The organism is Sphaerospermopsis torques-reginae ITEP-024, assembly GCF_019598945.1.
Taxonomy (GTDB): Bacteria; Cyanobacteriota; Cyanobacteriia; order Cyanobacteriales; family Nostocaceae; genus Sphaerospermopsis.
In genome coordinates this window covers 5,226,465-5,244,298 of sequence record NZ_CP080598.1, presented here as the reverse complement: position 1 = coordinate 5,244,298, position 17,834 = coordinate 5,226,465, and the positions used below count along the sequence as shown (strand labels likewise).

Below are 17,834 nucleotides of genomic sequence, written 5' to 3'. Positions count from 1 at the left end.
TACAGGTGACAGGTGACAGTAATAAGTTTACCAATTACCAATTACCAATTACCAATTACCAATTACCCAATGGGATAATTTCCAGGGTTAACTGCATGAATAAACTCACTACCAGAATGTGGTCTACCTCTTTTATAGGCTGCTTCTTCTGGTTTTCCCCAACCCATTTGTAAAATTAATTCCAAAAAATTCGCATTTTCCCACTTTAAAAAACTTGCCCATTCTGTTCTTTGGGCTATTCTTTCAACATCTAATTTATTGATTTTTTCGTGTTGTTTACCATTACTAACACTTAAATATAAATCCATATCTGCTGTAACTTGATCCCAAAATTCCAACATAGAATTTTTCGCAGCTTTCAATATTTCCAAATCAGTATTTAACGCTATTAACTGCGCGTCAACCTCTGGATAATGGAAAGTTTTACCCTTTACAGTCAAATCTTTCCAGACAATCCCAGAAACTTGATTTTCTCGTTGATATTCATGAATCGAAGCTTTAAAATCTTGATAAGCAGTGAATTTTTGTAGCCCTTCCGTTGGGATAAACTGGTCTATAACTGGATTACCTGAAACCGTCACATCCAACTTTAGGCGTTCTCCTTTCAAGCAAGCTTGCCGTTCTGCTGCTAAAATTTGAATGAGTTCCAGCGTAGTATAAACTTTGTTCATTAGTTATTGGTTATTAGTTATTGGTCATTAGTTATTAGTCATTAGTAATTTAACTATTATGTCTTGGTAAAAAGAAAAATGCAGTATCAGAACCAACTAAAAATTTATCACCTAACTTAACTTGATCTATAGTAATTTATAGTTTTCTATGATCTGCGTTTATCTGCGTTTATCTGTGTTTATTACTTATCCAGACTGATGAAAATCATAAAATTTGCAACCAGCAGGGTGGGCAATGCCCACCATAATTTGCTAAATTTGCTAAATTTGCTAAATTAATGTGCTAATTGCTAATAAATTTTTACTGGCTCAACTCGCTGCTATACTCATTAAATGAACGCTGCTTGAACTCAATAGACTGATCACGAGGTAACAAATTAAATACCTCCCTAAATTTATCATCTATCTCTTCAAAAGGTACTTGACCTTTTTTATTCAAAACAACTTTTCCTGACTGATCAAAAAGAACAACCTGCGGTACAACACCAGAATAATAATATCCTGGTTCTGTCGGTTCATAACTGTCCTTCACGGGAATAGTATCAACACTCACAGGAATAATTTCCGCAGCACGTCCATAAAATGCTTGAGTCTGGGAAATATACACCGCATACTGTTTACAATCGCTGCTATCATCAACATAAAAAGCCAGCATTGCGGGTTTATGTTCTGCTAAAGTCTGTGCTAAAGTTAGTTTGGGAGGAACAAGAGAACCATTTCCCGCAAAAACCACGAAAATATTACCTTCGTATCTGTCATCCTTCATACCTGCAAAAGCTGGTTGTATACCTACAAAAAATAGGCAAAGCAGCAATAATAGGCATTTTGACAGCAACCGTCGCCAGTTAGCAGTTATGTTAGTTTGCAAAAAAAGCCAATTTATGCTACTCATCAACAGAAACCTTATTTAACACTTTTGCCTAGATATATAATTACATCTGGACGCTATTTTTTAACCATGACTTTTAGTAGATAGATCCCCGACTTCTTTAAGAAAGGGAACAGGGAACAGGGAACAGGGAACAGGGAAGAGAAAGTTTTGATCTTCAGACTGGTATTTTTTACCAAGATTGGTTAAACTGACAAAATTAAATTTGCCAATAAAGACATTACATAACAACTGCTGTGGGAAAGAAAATACAACTTATAGATAGAGTCAAACTAGGTTTAGCGGTATCCATTGCTAAAAGTGTGACATTTTTAGTACGTTCTTTGCGTCTTGGTGCTGCTAGTGTATTACCAGGTTCTATTGCGCGACGTATCGAACCCAGACTGTTAGAATTATTAAGTCAACAAGTTAAAAACGGAGTAATTTTAATTGCAGGTACAAACGGAAAAACCACAACCGCCCTATTATTATGTACAATTTTAGAACGCACAGGTTACAAAATTGCCCATAATTCTACGGGTGCAAATTTAGAGAATGGTTTAGCGACTGCTTTAATAGAAAATACCAGTTTATTAGGTGCTTTAAATGTTGACTATGCAATTTTAGAAGTTGATGAAAATATCGTTCCCAAGGTTTTAAAACCTTTACAACCAAAAATTATTATCTGTTTAAATTTATTCCGGGATCAACTTGATAGATATGGAGAAGTTGATACTATTAGTAAAAAATGGACAAAGGTAATTTCAACCTTACCAGAAGCAACAGTAGTTATTCCCAATGCTGATGATCCGACTTTATCTTATTTAGGTCAACAGTTAAATCAAAAAGTGCTATTTTTTGGATTAAATGAACCAGAGAATTATTTAGAATCAATTCCTCATGCAGTAGATTCTATTTATTGTCCCAGATGTGGACATTCTTTAGATTATCAAGGGGTTTATTTATCCCATTTAGGAGATTTCACCTGTCCTAGTTGTGGGTTTAGTAAGAGTCAACCCAGTTTAGAAAGTAGTGAATGGTCACAAATTCTCGTAGGTTTATACAATAAATATAATACCTTAGCTGCTGCTACTGCTGCAAAAGAATTAGGAGTTAATGAAGGGAAAATTAGAGAAACAATTAATAATTTTCAAGCAGCTTTTGGACGTGCAGAAGATTTGGTAATAGATGGGAAAAAAGTGAGAATTTTATTATCAAAAAATCCTGTAGGAACAAATGAAACTATTAGAGTAGTTACTCAAAGTACAGATAAAACTACATTGATGGTTTTGAACGATCGCACACCTGACGGAACAGATGTATCTTGGATCTGGGATGTAGATACAGAGAAATTAGTAGAACGGGGTGGAACATTGATAGTGAGTGGCGATCGCGTGTATGATATGGCGTTAAGATTGCGTTATAGCGAAAAATCTATTGACAGCAAAATTAACTTAATTGTTGAAGAAGATTTAAAGAAAGCTATTAACACAGCTTTAGAACATACCCCGAAAAATGAAACTTTGCATATTCTTCCTACCTATTCAGCAATGTTAGAAGTGCGGGAAGTTTTAACAGGGAGCAAAATTCTTTAATAATTGATAATTGACAATTGACAATTGACAATTGAAGAGTTACATCAAATAAAATAGATCCCCTATTTCTCAAAGAAGTCGGGGATCTGAATATTCTGAGAAATAACTTAAACTAAATAACTGGTATTAGGAACAATTTGAAAGAAAGCATATTCATACCAAGCAGTCCAAATAAAACTTCTAACCCAACGTTGATATTTTTCAGGAGATAATTCATAATTAAAATCTCCCTCAGAAATATCAATAGAAGATAAATGAGAATTACAACCGCAACCGTGATGATAGGTAAAACCATATTTTGAAGCAATGCTTTGTACCTTCATTTGCACTGCAAAAACCTTACCTGAGTGTAAAATTGCATCCCAAGAACGTTTATGTTTAATATCCCGTTTGTCAAATCTTAAAGCGCGTTCTTCAAATACATGATCTCGGTAAATAGGTGCTAAATGCACATGATAAAAACTTGCAGGTAAATCATATCCAAACTCGTTAAAAAGGTCAATTCCAATTAAAGCAACCTTCACTTCATTGGAATATTCTAAACCCTTTGATTTTACATCTTTTAAAATTTCTTGAAAATCTGGATATTGATCCTTTAAAAAATCATTTCCGTAAAATTCCAAAGTTTCATAAGCTAACTTTCCAAACAACTGAGAAAACGAAGATTTACAACCAGCTAACTCTGGACGTTCATTAAATAAATCCACATCACCTTGCGCGAGTTTATATTGAAATAACTGCGCCATTTTCACATAAACATCAACATCTTTAAAACCTACATTTGCTTTTCCAGCAGCGATATTTTGCCAAATAGGAGGTAGTTGAGAAACGGAAACCGCATTTTCACCAGCAATTACAGTTAAATTGGGATTTTCAATTAGTTTCATGATTGATTTACCTTTGAGGATACTGACTACGATAACTTGTGATTATGGTGACAAAATGCTCAAAAAAACTGTTACCAAAAATACTAAATTAACCAAAATACTAATTATGACAGGGTGTAAAACAATAAAAAAGCGAGATTGTAAATTAAAGTAACTACTGAATAGGAATTTTTACCCAATCGTGTAATATTTATGTTATAATTATTCAGACTGAGAATTATAATATTAATAATCAAAATAGAAGCTACACAAAAAAAGCAAAGGAGTAAATAATGATTACTAAACTAATTGCCAAAGTTACCTCAGAAGGAAAACTAGAAATTCCTCCAGAGATATTACAGCAGTTGCAACCTAATTCAGAATATGAAATTTCTGTAACAGAAAATGAAATTAAGATGATAAAAACCAAAAAAAAGCTAACGCTAGACGAGTTATTTCAAATAGTTGATGAATCTGAACCAGATCCAGAACAACCAACCTTAGAAGAAATTAGTGAAATAGTCAAAGAAGTGAGAGAAGAATTGTGGGGTAAAAAATGAAAGTAGTTGTAGATGTTAATGTTTTGATATCAGCTTTATTATGGGGAGGAACACCCCGCAAAATCCTAATTTTAGCCCAAAATAATCAAATTTCAATTTTTGCATCTCCAGACTTGTTTCAAGAATTAGAAACTACTTTAAAACGGACTAAATTTCAAGCCAAAATAAAATCACTGGGATTAACTGTAGAAGATATATTAGATGCTGCTACAGAGGTTTTACAATCGTGTCCTAATATTTCTCTAGATATAGATATATCACAACTAAGAGACATAAAAGACTATCATATCTTAGCTGCTGCTGTATCTGCTCAAGCTGATTTTTTAATAACAGGTGATCAAGATTTATTAGTATTAAACCAATTTGCAGAAATATTAATTATGACACCTGCTGATTTTCTAAATACTAATTTTACATCTTCATAAATAAAAAAAATCAATAATAAAACCAACCCCAAATAACCTTCAAAAACTAAACCTTAATTCCTCTGCGTCTCTGCGGTTCGTTATTCTGTTAGCATAGCAACACCAAACAAATAACCTAAAAAATATTGAAAACTCCAAAAAATGAGTTAACATAAAACCCAAAATAAACATAACTGTAAAACGATGGAAATAATAATTGGTTGGTTATATCCCAAACTCATGAGTACCTACGGAGACAGAGGAAACGTCATCACCATAGAAAAACGCGCCCAATGGCGGGGATATGATGTTAAAGTAATACCATTAGATCAAAATGCCACCGCAGATGATATAAAATCAGTAGATATAATTGTTGGTGGAGGAGCGCAAGATCGTCAACAAGAAATAGTCATGCGTGACTTACAAGGTGCAAAAGCTGACGCAATGCGAGATAAAATTGAAAACGGTACACCAGGAGTTTTCACCTGTGGTTCACCCCAACTTTTAGGACATTATTACGAACCAGGTTTTGGACAAAGAATAGAAGGTTTAGGAATATTAGACTTAGTTTCTATTCATCCAGGAGAAAATACTAAACGTTGTATAGGTAATTTAGTCATAGAAGTTACCGCTTCCCGACTCGCGCAAGAACTAGAAGCAATGATAGGAACAAAACCTTATTTAGTCGGGTTTGAAAACCACGGAGGAAGAACAAAACTAGGAAAAGTAGAAGCTTTAGGAAAAGTAGTTTATGGTTTAGGTAATAATGGTGAAGATGGTACAGAAGGAGCGTTTTATCAAAATGCGATCGCAACCTATTCACACGGTCCCTTATTACCAAAAAATCCCTTTGTTGCAGATTGGTTAATTCAAACAGCGTTAAAATTGAAATATCAACAAGAAATTAAACTGACACCTTTAGATGATACCTTAGCAATCCAAGGTAGAGAAGCAATGTTTCACCGTTTAAAAGTGAACTTACCAACAGTTGCTACAGTCAAAGTTTAACATCATATCTGTGAGGTTTGGTAATTGGTAATTAATAATTAGTTTATTAACTTCCTCTATCTAACTCCTGACTCCTTGATCTCCTGACTCCTGACTCCTGACTACTGACTACTATTTTGACCTTGATTTTGTAAAAAAGGACGTACAATCAAATAACCCGCACTAAACCCACCAATCATAATAAACACAATAGTAAAAAACAACCACCAACCATTCAACCCCCTAGACTCAGACTCTAGGGGTAAATAATAATGTACTTCTTGTTCTTCTATATACATTGGTTCTGATACCGGAAAATTCATATCCATCACAGGTACAGAAATAACCTCACGACGGACTTTTTTCGGTGGTTTGGAAGTTGGTTGACGTGGGGGAGGTGCTGTTTTAACTGTCTTCTTTTTAGGAACTTTACTTCCAGTGTTTTTACGTACTTTGTCTTGAGCTTTAGGCATATTTTTTACAGTTACATTAGGTCTAGGTGCAGCTTGATTATTTGGTCTATTATTTTGTGTATTATTTTGTGTATTATTCACATAACCATGATTTGGAGGAACAGTTGGAGAACTTGGTGTACTTGGTGGAGTTTGAGAACTTGGTGCAGAAGAATCTACTAACTTTTGCAGTTCTAAACAAGACTGAACAAGTTTGTTAATTTCTTGACGTAGTTGTTGATTTTCCTGGGATAATTTTTGATTATGGTTGGTGACTACATCTAACTTTGCTTGTACTGCTTGTAACTCTGCAACTAATTCCCGGTACACATAAACAGGAACAGATGGGGAATATTTGGGAGTGGGTGGTTTATTATGAACATTAGTGGTAGTTGCTCTCATCTGCATATTGGTATAAAAATTAGGTCTTTAGATTAGCAAAATATACTATCAGAGTAAAGTGATCCCGGAGATTAGACAATAGAATAATATAAAAATCACCTAACTGCACAGAGACAGAAATAAAATAGCAATTAACAAGGATGAAAACAGATATTCCATCCTGTTAATCCTTTAATCCTGGACATCCTGATTCAGACATTTATTTCACCAACAACGGGAAAAAATGTCCCACAGGTCCACTTCCCTTCCCAATATCCAAAGAATAAGTAAGTGCAGTTGTCACATATTCCTTAGCTTCTTGTACCGCATTCCATAAATCTTTACCCAAAGCTAAATTAGCAGTAATCGCAGCAGATAAAGTACAACCAGTACCATGAGTATTTTTCGTTTCTACTTGTTTCGTCCTCAAAACTTCCAACCTTTCCCCATCAAACCAAACATCCACCCCTCTCAACTCTCCAGACATTCCCCCACCCTTTACCAAAACCGCTTTAGTCCGTAAACTTTTGTGTATAATTTCGGCAGCAGTTTGTATATCCTGCAAAGAAACAATTTCCAACCCGCTTAAAATCTGCGCTTCATAACGGTTAGGTGTAATAATAGCCGCTTGGGGAATCAATTCATCACGTAAAGTTTTCACCGCATCATCATCAATTAACTGCGCTCCTGTCCGTGATACCATCACAGGATCTACCACCAAATTATCAATTTGTAAAGTTCTCACTTCCTGCGCTACAGTTGAAATAATTTCTTGATTTAGCAACATTCCTGTTTTTGCAGCTTGCACACCAATATCTTCAACCACCGCCCGAATTTGTGCTATAACAGCCTCTGAAGGCATAGCATCAACCCGGATCACACCAAGAGTATTTTGGGCGGTAATACAAGTAATAGCACTTGTACCATGAACACAGTGAAAAGCAAAAGTTCTTAAATCGGTTTGAATACCCGCACCACCACCACTATCCGAACCAGCTATAGTTAAAGCTACAGGTATTGATGTATTCTTAGTTATCATTATCGTTAAAAATCAAAATTTAACACACATAAAAAACAGATATATAATATATTAATGTTCTGTGTCTAATCAATCCCCAGATGAGGAAATCGCATTTTTAGGTCAGCGCGTTTCTGAAATAGAAAAATCATGATAACATAAAAACAAATTACAGCAATAACTAGAACAATATCGCCGGAAAAATGTAGAACTAGCAGAAAATTTAAAAAACACTAAAGAACAATCTGCACTCTATAAAATGATTATTGATACAACAGTAAATTTCATCTTTGTCAAAGATAAAAATTATATTTAGGGGTTGCTGAGAAAGTCTTTCCGTGAGGGTATAGGAGTCAGGAGTCAGGAGTCAGGAGTCAGGAGGAGATTTGAAAATTTCTTTGCCATCTCTCGAAATCCCAAAAAATGCACACTTTTTCAGGTATACCCTTCAAAACCCTTGCACTTTTTTCCTCTTTATCAGCCTGTAACCTTTAGTATATCTGGGTTTTACATTTTTTCAGCAAACCCTATTTAGTTATTAGTAAATAAACCTTTAGCTGATTCTCTGAATACAACAACCGCAGAAATTATTGGTAAAAATATTGATATATTCCATGAAATTTGGTGCATAAAGGATTTGGAAAATTGTTGATTCTTTACGTATATTTTCCTGCCTGTATCAATCAGAATTAAAATATGTTGATATTCATGAAGGAATAGAAAGCGCCTTATTACATTATTAATTTTAGCACATCGTCTCAATCATGAAAATCATCATTATGGTGCTTTAAATTGTATTTCATCAATTGGTAAAATAACAGAATTTATGATAAAAATTCCCCTTCCCCACAAATAAGCATTCAGATCTTAGAAGTCAGCTAAAACTGTTTTTTAGACAAGCGCAAATCAAAAATCAACTTAATTTAAGATATCCAATTTTCATCTGCGTTTATCTGCGTTCATCTGCGTTTATTACACCCTGCAAAAATTTACCCCATTCTGCTGCTAAAGGAATTTCTGTAAAGGGAACTCGTACTGATTTAGCAGATTCATAAAATACAAATTCTAACTCAATCACACGACCTTTTAAGGGAGGGTTTTCCATTTCCACTTGTTTATCATTTACCAACAAGCTAATTTTTTCAATATCTAATAAACTAAAAGTTTGCAGTTGAATAGGTCCTTTAGTAGTAGGTTTTCCCCAAGTGATATCATTACCTTTTTGAGCGAGTACAGCATAAATATCATACTTAGCCCGTTCAAACTGTTCTGCCCAAATTTTATAAGCTTCAAGTTTCTGATATTCCTGCGAACCTTGCCAAGCTAACCAGAAAAATGCTACTAACAAAGGCAACCATAAAAGACCACGTTCCATAATTCGTAATTGGTAATTAGTAATTCGTAATTTTTCCTAGATTTTTTCTAGTCTCCACTGTCCCAAAAATACCACTATATGAGTTATCGTAGTGTGCAAACTGACAAAAAGCGATGAGTTGATATGAGAAGACTTATATTATTGTGCTTGTTTGTCATCGGCTTGGTTGCTGCCGTATTCGGATACCTGAATGTTCAGGGATTGGCAACCAAAGGTGAATTTGAGACAATATTACTGGATTTTCGGGAAGATTTACCAGCAACAGTCATACAGCAAGATTTACAAGCGATCGCTCAACAATATAACATTACACCCCGACTGGATAATCAATTTTCAGCGGCTGATAATGTGTATATTATCAAAGGCGATCGCCAAAGATTGCAAGACCTGAGAAAATCAGCTTATGCCCAAAACACAGAATTTATCGAGCCTAACTATATTTATACAGCAGTTCCCATCGGCGAAACTGCCTGGTTAGGAGACTTTCTCCGTCCCCAAGAAGGAGATGAAGAAGCAACCCCTTCCTTAACAGGTCCCAACGACCAATATTACAGCAAACAATGGAATTTGCACAAAATTGGTGTAGAAGGTGCATGGACACGCACCAAAGGCAGCGGTATCACAGTAGCAGTTATTGACACCGGCATCACCAAAGTCCGGGACTTATATGAAACCAAAATAGTCAAAGGTTACGACTTTGTAAACGACACCGAAACCGCCCAAGACGACAACGGACATGGAACTCATGTAGCCGGTACAGTCGCCCAAGCCACCAACAATAAATATGGTGTAGCTGGAGTTGCCTACGAAGCAAGTCTCATGCCCTTAAAAGTATTAAGTGCTGATGGTGGTGGTACTGTTGCTGATATTGCCGAAGCCATCAAATTTGCCGCCAATAACGGCGCAGACGTAATTAACATGAGCTTAGGTGGTGGTGGCGAAAGCCAGTTAATGAAAGAAGCCATTGAATACGCCCACAGAAAAGGTGTAGTCATCGTTGCTGCGGCAGGTAACGAAAGTACCGATGGTTCTAGTTATCCCGCCCGTTATCCTCACGTCATCGGTGTTTCCGCCTTTGGACCCGACGGGGAAAAAGCAGACTATTCTAACTTTGGTGCAGGAGTAGATATTTCTGCCCCTGGTGGTAGTGATGCAGGTGCTATTCTCCAAGAAACCATCAACGAAGAAGGCCAAGGCGTATTTTTAGGACTGCAAGGCACAAGTATGGCTGCCCCCCACGTCGCAGGAGTAGCAGCATTAGTCAAAGCAGCCGGAGTTACAGACCCAGAGGAAATTTTAAAAGTCCTCAAACAGTCAGCTAGAGCCATGCCAGAGGACGCATTAAACTATTACGGTGCTGGACAACTTAACGCCGAAGCAGCCGTAAAACTTGCCAGCGAAGGACAAATTAGCTTTAACGACTTTTTCCGGTGGTTAAGAGATAACGGCTATCTCAACCCCGGCTTTTGGATAGATGGCGGTGCTGTAGCCTTAATACCGAAAGTCCTCATGGTACTAGGTTCTTATTTACTCGCTTGGTTTTTACGGGTTTACTTCCCCTTCACCTGGAGTTGGTCCCTATCCAGTGGTTTAATATTTGGTAGTTCTGGGTTATTCTTCCTCAAAGGAATTTATATCTTTGACTTGCCCCAGTGGCCATTCCGGGTTTTAGGTAGTTCTATTCCCGAACTAGGCAACAGTATACAAGGAACAGCAGATTTAAATCCCCTCTTTGCCAGTGTATTAATTCCCATGCTTTTAATAGCATTGCTATTAGGACATCCCAACTGGAAATGGTTTGCCATAGGTTCTAGCCTTGGTGTAGCAGCCTGTTTAATAGTTAGTGCTATTTATGATCCCGCAGTTTGGGGTCTAGGAGATGGTACATTAGCCCGCATTTTCTTACTTGTCAATGCCCTACTTTGCTACGGACTAGCCCGTTTAGCATTGAAAAACGACGAACAACCAGCTTAGATGGTGACTGGTGACAGGTGACAGGTGACAGTGAAAAATTAGGGACTTCCAGCAAATAAATTATCCAATCTTGTGGGATGGGCTTCTAGCTCGTCCGGGTTTAAGGGCAGGCAAGATGCCTACCCCACAAGAACTAATTAAATATTTTTTTATTTGTAAGTCCCTTAACCCTCTCTTGCCTTTTGCCTTTTGCCTTTTGCCTCCTATTCCCTATTCTCTATTCCCATATGATCACAATTACAGGCAAAATAGAACGCCGAAATATTGGACTCGGCGCTTGGGCTTTTGTTACAGACGATGGTGTTACTTACGAAATTCCTAAAAGTGCTGACAGAAATTTGCTCAAGTCAGGTCAAAAAGCCACAATTACAGGAAAAGTGCGTGATGACATCATGACCACCGCTATGATTGGTCCTGTTTTACAGGTAGAATCATTTGAAATAATTAATTCTGACTAGCTGCTGTATCTAAAACCTCTTGGATACGAGTTCTAAACTCACCTTTGGGATGTCCACCTTTAACTTCTCCCACAATTTGAAATTCACCATCAGGAGAATTGCATATAATATAGGTAGGCCATCCCATCTCCGATTTATCAGGATACTGGGTGAGCAGAATTTTCCGATATTGACGATAAGTCGCTGTATCCTGCATTTTCACATCAATAAACTGCAAACCCAGTTCCTCTGACACTTTTTTATCATAAAAAGACATTTTGTGGCAGATGCCGCAATCTTCAGAAGAGAACTTAATCACTGCTAAACTCATTTGTTTTTGGGAATTTCTTAATGTTGAATACAATTTTCTGAGAATTTAGAATACAGTATGAATCAGGCTTTTTGCGTCAAGCTTGGTTATTTTGGGCAAAACTTGTCCTATTTGATGTTTGGAAAAAATCAGTACAGGTTTTCCCTGTTCCCTGTTTCCTACCTCTACCGATAATGTTGGCAATCAAACCGGATTCCCTTATGTCATAAAATGTTAACAGATATCTAGAAAATCACACAGGCATGAATTATATAAAAATTATTAAGATTCCTATTATATATCGCTATAATCATTCTGAACTTGGGCTGAAGCTGAAAATAAAATTACTGCAATTACAAAAATAGGCTTGGCATTTGGCAGAAAACAGGAGTAAACTGGAAGCCAACACTGAGTGGACAAAAGATGAGAAAAGCACTTGTGGCGGCCAACTCGCTTTTGTCTACAAAAAACCCCCAATCGGTGTTAACCAACTAGGGGAGATTAGTTATCAGGGTGCATCTACCAATTTAATGTTCCCAGGTGTAGAACCATCGTCCGGATAAATTTGTTCCTGGAAGTTTGTTTTTATTTTTGAATAAAAAACCCCCAGTGGTGTTAGCCAACCAGGGGAAATTAGTTATCAGGGTGCATCTACTAATTTAGTTCTTCTTGGTGTCATTACCATATTCCGGAACAATTTAGGTGCATCATTATTATTGTTTATAAATTCTGGTTTGATGGGTTGTGAAGCCAATAAAAAACCCCCAATTGATGTTAGCCAACCAGGGGAAATTAGTTATCAGGGTGCATCTACTAATTTGGTTCTTCTTGGTGTAATTACCATATTCCGGAAAAATTAACTAGCTTTTTCATGATTGTTTGTCCAACAAAAAACCCCCAATTGGTATTAGCCAACCAGGGGAGATTAGTTATCAGGGTGCATCTACTGGTTAAATGTTCATTGGTTTTAATATTATTTCCGGAAAATTGGGTTGTATTTACATGATTGATCCTTGTCAACCAAATAAAAAACCCCCATTGGTGTGAACCAAATAGGGGAGATTAATTATCAGGGTGCATCTACCATCTAAACGTTCTCATTTAATGCACTATGCTCCGGATAAATTTCAGCAAATTTAGGTGCTTGTCACTTAGCGAAAAAATTCCTATGGCTAGTAGCTGGTTAGGGGAGTTAGTTATCAGGATTTGATTTTCTATACAGTTGAGCAGAAATTCTTGGGTCAAACACTGCTTTTTTTGCCAAAATTGAAAAGAAAACCCCCAGTAGGTGTTAACCTACCAGGGGAGTTGAAGATCAAGGTGCATCTACCAATAAAGTGTTCTAGTCAGAAGTAATCCAATCCGGATAAAGTTGTACCAGCACTTGAAGGCGAAACAACCCGAAAACAGAAACATTCCTCGGCAAGATGCTTCTAAAGTATCAGTTAGAGAGAAAAGACTAGAAACTTTTACGGTGAAAACCGGATTTTAGGAGGCAAACAGGAGAAGTTGTGACCCAGGAATTTCACATTTCCGTGACTCCAGTAGGGCAAAATGACTACTTGGTGCGGACGGAACAAGTCGCACCTGGGGTGCCATTGGCAGAAGAACTGGTGAGTTGGCCTGTGGCTGAGTGGTTAGCGGCCGCAGGACATTTAATGAATGACCCTTTACAGTCAGTGCTACAGGGGGATGCTATAGCCAGAAACTCTGTAAACTTGGTGGCACTGGGTCAACAATTATATAATGCACTGTTTCAAGGCACTCTCAGAGATAGTTGGATTACTGCCCAAGGCATTGCCCAGAACCAACAACAGGTACTGCGCTTGCGTTTGGGATTAAAAGATACACGGTTAGCGCGGTTGCCGTGGGAAGTGATGCACGCAGGCGATCGCCCCTTAGCCACCGGTCCTTATATCGCTTTTTCCCGTTATCAAAGTGGAATTCCTTCCACATCAAGATTACCAACACGCAACCTACCCACACCACAGGACGAAAGCGGAATAAGAGTGTTAATGGTGATTTCTTCCCCCACAGATCAAGCCCGTCTGGATTTGCTCAAACAAGAAGCAATCAACCTACAAGAAGAAATGCACCGCCAAGCCCCCCGCTCTGTGGAAAATGGTATTTATCTGCCAGAAATTGAATTGACTGTCTTGGATCAACCAGGAAGAGAAGAGTTAACCCAAGCTTTAGAACAGGCAAGATATCATGTTCTTCACTACTCTGGTCATAGTAATGTGGGTGCTAATGGGGGGGAAATATATTTAGTTAGTCGCAGAACTGGGTTAACAGAAACCCTCAGTGGTGATGATTTAGCCGGTTTGTTGGTGAATAATAATATCCAAATGGCAGTGTTTAACTCTTGTTTGGGAGCATATAGAGCTAAGTCTGATGGTTCTGGGGATACAGGAGAACGAAACTTAACGGAAAGTTTGGTGAAAAGAGGGATTAGCAGCGTTTTGGCGATGTCAGAACGGATTCCCGATGAAGTGGCGCTGACGCTGACACAGTTGTTTTACCGCAACTTAAGCCAAGGCTATCCTTTGGATCTGTGTGTGAGTCGGGTGCGTCAGGGCTTAATTTCTGCCTATGGTTCTCACCAGATGTACTGGGCATTACCGATGTTGTATTTGCATCGGGAATTTGAGGGTTTTCTGAGACCACAATTAGGTTTATCTGCTAGTTCCGAGTTCCTCAACGACTATCAGACTCCTGTGGGAGCATCTACTAATGCCATGTATGCGGCGGCGATAGATGATTTGGAAATACCTTTAACTCTGGAAGAGATGATGTCCTCTGAGTTGGCAAGAGAGCCTTCTGAGTTAGATTGGCTGGAGGATGATACTTGGGGGGATCTCATGGATGAAATTGATTATGATCACCCCGGTTATGATCAGGATTCAACGATTGTTGCGGATTTATTTCGCCAGTTGGGGAATCAACAAGCGCCAACAGTATCCGAAATGCCCATGAAGGCGGAACTGGAGTCACCAGTCACCGAAAATCATCTTCAGGAACAGCAACCTGCAAAACAGGAGGAAGAATTTGATTTTTGGGGAGATCAACCAACTCCAATCACGCTGAATGCGCCAAAGAATGTGCAAATTTCTACCAATACTAGCAATAATGCGTCAAATAATGTTGAAGGTAATCAGGTAAATTATCAACAGATACCTTTACCATCTTTTCGGCAACCACGTCGCCGTCGGCCATGGCCAATTTTAGGCATTTTGGGCGCAAGTGCTTTGGCTGTGATCATTGGTTTAAGTTGGTGGTGGAATCAGCGCCAGTCTGTAGTTCCTGAACTTCCAGTTATTCCTACTCCGACTGTTCCTGAGTCAAAAACAACACCCTTTGATTTAAAAAAATCATCAACAGGTATTGTTACTGCTAAAGCTACAGCAGAATTGAGCCAAGGTAATTTACAGGCTGGGCTAGACGCTGTGGCAGAATTACTCAATCGTGGCGCTTTAGAATCAGCAGATACGGCTTTAGCATTAGTTCCTGCTAAACAAAGCGAAAATCCATCTGTGTATTTTTTCCGTGGACGATTGGCTTGGCAATTTGCCCAAACAAGAGATAAAAAATACAGTATTGATGATGCCCGTCGTTATTGGGAAATTGCTGTGCGGGATCGCCCTGATTCGGTTCTGTATAACAATGCTTTGGGATTTGCTTACTATGCAGAGGGAAATTTGAATCGGGCTAATGATGCGTGGTTTAAGTCTGTGAATTTAGCACTTAAAGATCAGAATACAACCTTGATTACAACCCCAGACGCTAATACTATCATGCCTTCAGAGGCTTTAACGGCTTATGCAGGATTAGCTTTGGGTTTATATAAATCTGCAAATAATCAACCTGCTGATAAACAAGGACAATATATTAAAGAAGCAATTAAACTGCGTCAAATGGTAATTCAGAATGAACCTGTAAAGTTTACAGTGGATAAATTAGCGCAAAATTGGCTGTGGACAGATCAGGCGATCGCAGATTGGCGATCGCTGCTACAAGAACAGGAAAAGAGGTGATTGGTGATTGGTGACTGGTGACTGGTGACATAACTCATCGGAAACAAGTAGAGCTTGATTTACAGCTTTAGACAACGAATCTGGTTAGATATATAAACAACGCTCTGAGAAGTTAGGAATTGAAAAAAATGAAAAAAGTAGAAGCTATTATTCGTCCATTTAAGCTGGATGAGGTAAAAATTGCCTTGGTTAATGCGGGAATTGTGGGAATGACAATTTCGGAAGTCCGTGGTTTTGGACGGCAAAAAGGTCAAACTGAACGCTATCGAGGTTCGGAATATACGGTTGAGTTCTTACAAAAACTGAAGTTGGAAATTGTTGTAGAAGATAACCAAGTAGATATGGTGGTTGATAAAATCATTTCCGCCGCCCGCACTGGTGAAATCGGTGATGGTAAAATCTTCATTTCCCCTGTTGAGCAGGTTGTACGGATTCGGACTGGTGAGAAGAACACCGAAGCTGTGTAAGTTTTGAATATGTAGATATTGGGCGTTGTTGAATTTTCTTGTTCAGCAGCGCCTTTTATGCTTTGGTTGTGCTATGTAGGGGTTGCTGAGAAAGTCTTTTCGTGGAGGCAGGGAACTCTTAACAGGGAACAGGGAACAGTTTTAGCTATCTGTCATCCCCCCATTTTGGGATTTCTTGGTTTCAAAATGCACGGTTTTTCAGGTATACCCTTCAAAAGTCTTGCACTTTTTTCCTCTTTATCAACCTCAAACCTTTGATTTATAAAGGGTTGCGCTTTATTCAGCAAACCCTATGTAGTAGGAGTCAGGAGATCAAGGAGTCAGGAGTCAGGAGTCAGGAGTAAAACCCTGTGGTAGTCAGAGTTTCATAATTAATTGATGTCCTAAATACTCTGTGTACGGCTATACTAAAAGAGTTATTTACAATATGTCTCCATTGATCACTGAAGGATAATAATATGGCGCGTCCACCTATTCATCCTGGAGAAATTTTAGCTGATGAACTGCATGAATTAGGAATAAGTGCAAGTGAATTAGCTCGTTTACTTCATGTACCCAAAAATCGCATTACCGAAATAATTAATGGTAAAAGATCAATTACTGCTGATACCGCTTTACGCTTAGGACAATTTTTTGGGATGAGTGCTGAATTTTGGATGAATTTGCAGAAAAATTATGAACTCAGACTAGCTGAACAAAAAATTGGTCAGGAAATTAAAGCAACTATTTCTCTTTGGATTTTAACAGGAAATATGCAAGTTACGGCATAATTTTTTGCTAGTAAAACTTGATGATTAAATTTTAAACTTCACCAACTGCGGAACTAAATTTTTCAAAGCATTACCGCGATGACTAATTGACTTTTTCAACTCCGGTGACATTTGGGCAAAAGTCAACTGCTTTTCTGGGACATAAAAAATCGGATCATAACCAAAACCACCTTCTCCACGAATTTCATAGAGAATTTCACCTTTACAAATACCCTCAGATTGTAAAACTATTTCTCCTTGAGGATTCGCAACTGCTACGGCACAGATAAACTGAGCTTGACGATTTTTAGTATCTCCTAATTCCCGTAATAATCGCCCAATTCTGTCTGCGTCAGTGTTGCCATAACGGGCAGAATATACACCAGGCGCACCATTGAGTGCATCTACCGCTAAACCGGAATCATCGGCGATCGCCCATTTTCCTGTAGCTTTGGCAATTTCAGCAGCTTTTAAACAAGCATTGGCTTCAAAAGTTTCTCCAGTTTCATCAACATCTAGATCTGCTGGTTTTAAGATTAATTCCCAACCAGAATCAGCTAAATAAGCTTGCATTTCCCGCAATTTACCGGGATTTCCTGTGGCTACTACGAGTGTTTTAGTCATTAGAATTAGGTGACAGGTGACAGGTGACAGTAAGAAGGGAATAGGGAATAGGGAATAGGGAA

General features: G+C 38.0%; 17 protein-coding genes. 9 read left to right on the top strand and 8 right to left on the bottom strand.

Going from position 1 to position 17,834, the window contains the following annotated elements; translation table 11 throughout:
* Positions 1-62: 62 nt before the first annotated feature.
* Both K2F26_RS24415 and K2F26_RS24410 read right to left on the bottom strand, forming a co-directional pair.
* Positions 63-671 (bottom strand): hypothetical protein, encoded by a 609-nt coding sequence (locus K2F26_RS24415; RefSeq protein ID WP_220609853.1) that lies wholly within the window; start codon positions 669-671, stop codon positions 63-65.
* A gap of 301 nt (positions 672-972) precedes the next feature.
* Positions 973-1,563: a thylakoid membrane photosystem I accumulation factor gene (locus tag K2F26_RS24410; protein WP_220609852.1), complete on the bottom strand. Its 591-nt coding sequence runs from the start codon at positions 1,561-1,563 to the stop codon at positions 973-975.
* A 233-nt stretch (positions 1,564-1,796) separates the two neighbouring features.
* Here K2F26_RS24410 and K2F26_RS24405 point away from each other — a divergent pair, with 233 nt between their 5' ends.
* The gene (locus K2F26_RS24405) at positions 1,797-3,134 is read left to right on the top strand and encodes a Mur ligase family protein (protein ID WP_220609851.1); all 1,338 of its coding nucleotides are present in this window, start codon (positions 1,797-1,799) and stop codon (positions 3,132-3,134) included.
* Between the two features lie 107 nt (positions 3,135-3,241).
* Here K2F26_RS24405 and K2F26_RS24400 read toward each other — a convergent pair whose 3' ends face one another.
* Positions 3,242-4,021 (bottom strand): hypothetical protein, encoded by a 780-nt coding sequence (locus tag K2F26_RS24400; RefSeq protein ID WP_220609850.1) that lies wholly within the window; start codon positions 4,019-4,021, stop codon positions 3,242-3,244.
* Positions 4,022-4,293: 272 nt separating this feature from the next.
* Between K2F26_RS24400 and K2F26_RS24395 the strand changes: the two genes are divergently transcribed.
* From K2F26_RS24395 to K2F26_RS24385, 3 genes are all read left to right on the top strand, one after another.
* Positions 4,294-4,560, top strand: coding sequence for an AbrB/MazE/SpoVT family DNA-binding domain-containing protein (locus K2F26_RS24395; protein WP_220609849.1), 267 nt, complete (start codon positions 4,294-4,296; stop codon positions 4,558-4,560).
* Positions 4,557-4,985: a putative toxin-antitoxin system toxin component, PIN family gene (locus tag K2F26_RS24390; protein WP_220609848.1), complete on the top strand. Its 429-nt coding sequence runs from the start codon at positions 4,557-4,559 to the stop codon at positions 4,983-4,985. The genes K2F26_RS24395 and K2F26_RS24390 overlap by 4 nt, the downstream gene beginning before the upstream one ends.
* Before the next feature lie 183 nt (positions 4,986-5,168).
* Complete coding sequence (locus K2F26_RS24385) at positions 5,169-5,972, top strand: type 1 glutamine amidotransferase (RefSeq protein ID WP_220609847.1); 804 nt, start codon at positions 5,169-5,171, stop codon at positions 5,970-5,972.
* Positions 5,973-6,073: 101 nt separating this feature from the next.
* Here the strand turns inward: K2F26_RS24385 and K2F26_RS24380 are convergent, their stop codons facing one another.
* From K2F26_RS24380 to K2F26_RS24370, 3 genes are all read right to left on the bottom strand, one after another.
* Positions 6,074-6,805, bottom strand: a complete 732-nt coding sequence (locus tag K2F26_RS24380) for an FtsB/FtsL family cell division protein (RefSeq protein WP_220609846.1) — start codon at positions 6,803-6,805, stop codon at positions 6,074-6,076.
* A gap of 199 nt (positions 6,806-7,004) precedes the next feature.
* Positions 7,005-7,823 (bottom strand): bifunctional hydroxymethylpyrimidine kinase/phosphomethylpyrimidine kinase, encoded by an 819-nt coding sequence (gene thiD / locus K2F26_RS24375; RefSeq protein WP_220609845.1) that lies wholly within the window; start codon positions 7,821-7,823, stop codon positions 7,005-7,007.
* A gap of 928 nt (positions 7,824-8,751) precedes the next feature.
* A complete protein-coding gene (locus K2F26_RS24370; protein WP_220609844.1) occupies positions 8,752-9,177 on the bottom strand; it encodes a hypothetical protein in 426 nt (141 codons plus the stop codon).
* 123 nt (positions 9,178-9,300) lie between these two features.
* Between K2F26_RS24370 and K2F26_RS24365 the strand changes: the two genes are divergently transcribed.
* The gene (locus K2F26_RS24365) at positions 9,301-11,151 is read left to right on the top strand and encodes a S8 family peptidase (protein ID WP_220609843.1); all 1,851 of its coding nucleotides are present in this window, start codon (positions 9,301-9,303) and stop codon (positions 11,149-11,151) included.
* A gap of 227 nt (positions 11,152-11,378) precedes the next feature.
* Positions 11,379-11,609: a hypothetical protein gene (locus tag K2F26_RS24360; protein WP_220609842.1), complete on the top strand. Its 231-nt coding sequence runs from the start codon at positions 11,379-11,381 to the stop codon at positions 11,607-11,609.
* Here K2F26_RS24360 and K2F26_RS24355 read toward each other — a convergent pair.
* Positions 11,596-11,919, bottom strand: coding sequence for a thioredoxin domain-containing protein (locus K2F26_RS24355; RefSeq protein WP_220609841.1), 324 nt, complete (start codon positions 11,917-11,919; stop codon positions 11,596-11,598). The two genes, K2F26_RS24360 and K2F26_RS24355, sit on opposite strands and share 14 nt — an antisense overlap.
* A gap of 1,490 nt (positions 11,920-13,409) precedes the next feature.
* Here K2F26_RS24355 and hetF point away from each other — a divergent pair.
* The 3 genes from hetF (at position 13,410) to K2F26_RS24340 (ending at position 17,169) form a co-directional block, all read left to right on the top strand.
* Positions 13,410-15,932, top strand: a complete 2,523-nt coding sequence (gene hetF / locus K2F26_RS24350) for a cell division protein HetF (protein ID WP_194058480.1) — start codon at positions 13,410-13,412, stop codon at positions 15,930-15,932.
* A gap of 128 nt (positions 15,933-16,060) precedes the next feature.
* On the top strand, positions 16,061-16,399 hold the full coding sequence (locus tag K2F26_RS24345; RefSeq protein ID WP_096571842.1) for a P-II family nitrogen regulator: 339 nt from the start codon (positions 16,061-16,063) through the stop codon (positions 16,397-16,399).
* Between the two features lie 458 nt (positions 16,400-16,857).
* Entirely contained in the window at positions 16,858-17,169 is a 312-nt protein-coding gene (locus K2F26_RS24340) for a HigA family addiction module antitoxin (protein ID WP_194056454.1), read from the top strand.
* A gap of 24 nt (positions 17,170-17,193) precedes the next feature.
* Here K2F26_RS24340 and rdgB read toward each other — a convergent pair whose 3' ends face one another.
* Positions 17,194-17,772: an RdgB/HAM1 family non-canonical purine NTP pyrophosphatase gene (gene rdgB / locus K2F26_RS24335; protein ID WP_220609840.1), complete on the bottom strand. Its 579-nt coding sequence runs from the start codon at positions 17,770-17,772 to the stop codon at positions 17,194-17,196.
* Positions 17,773-17,834 lie beyond the last annotated feature (62 nt).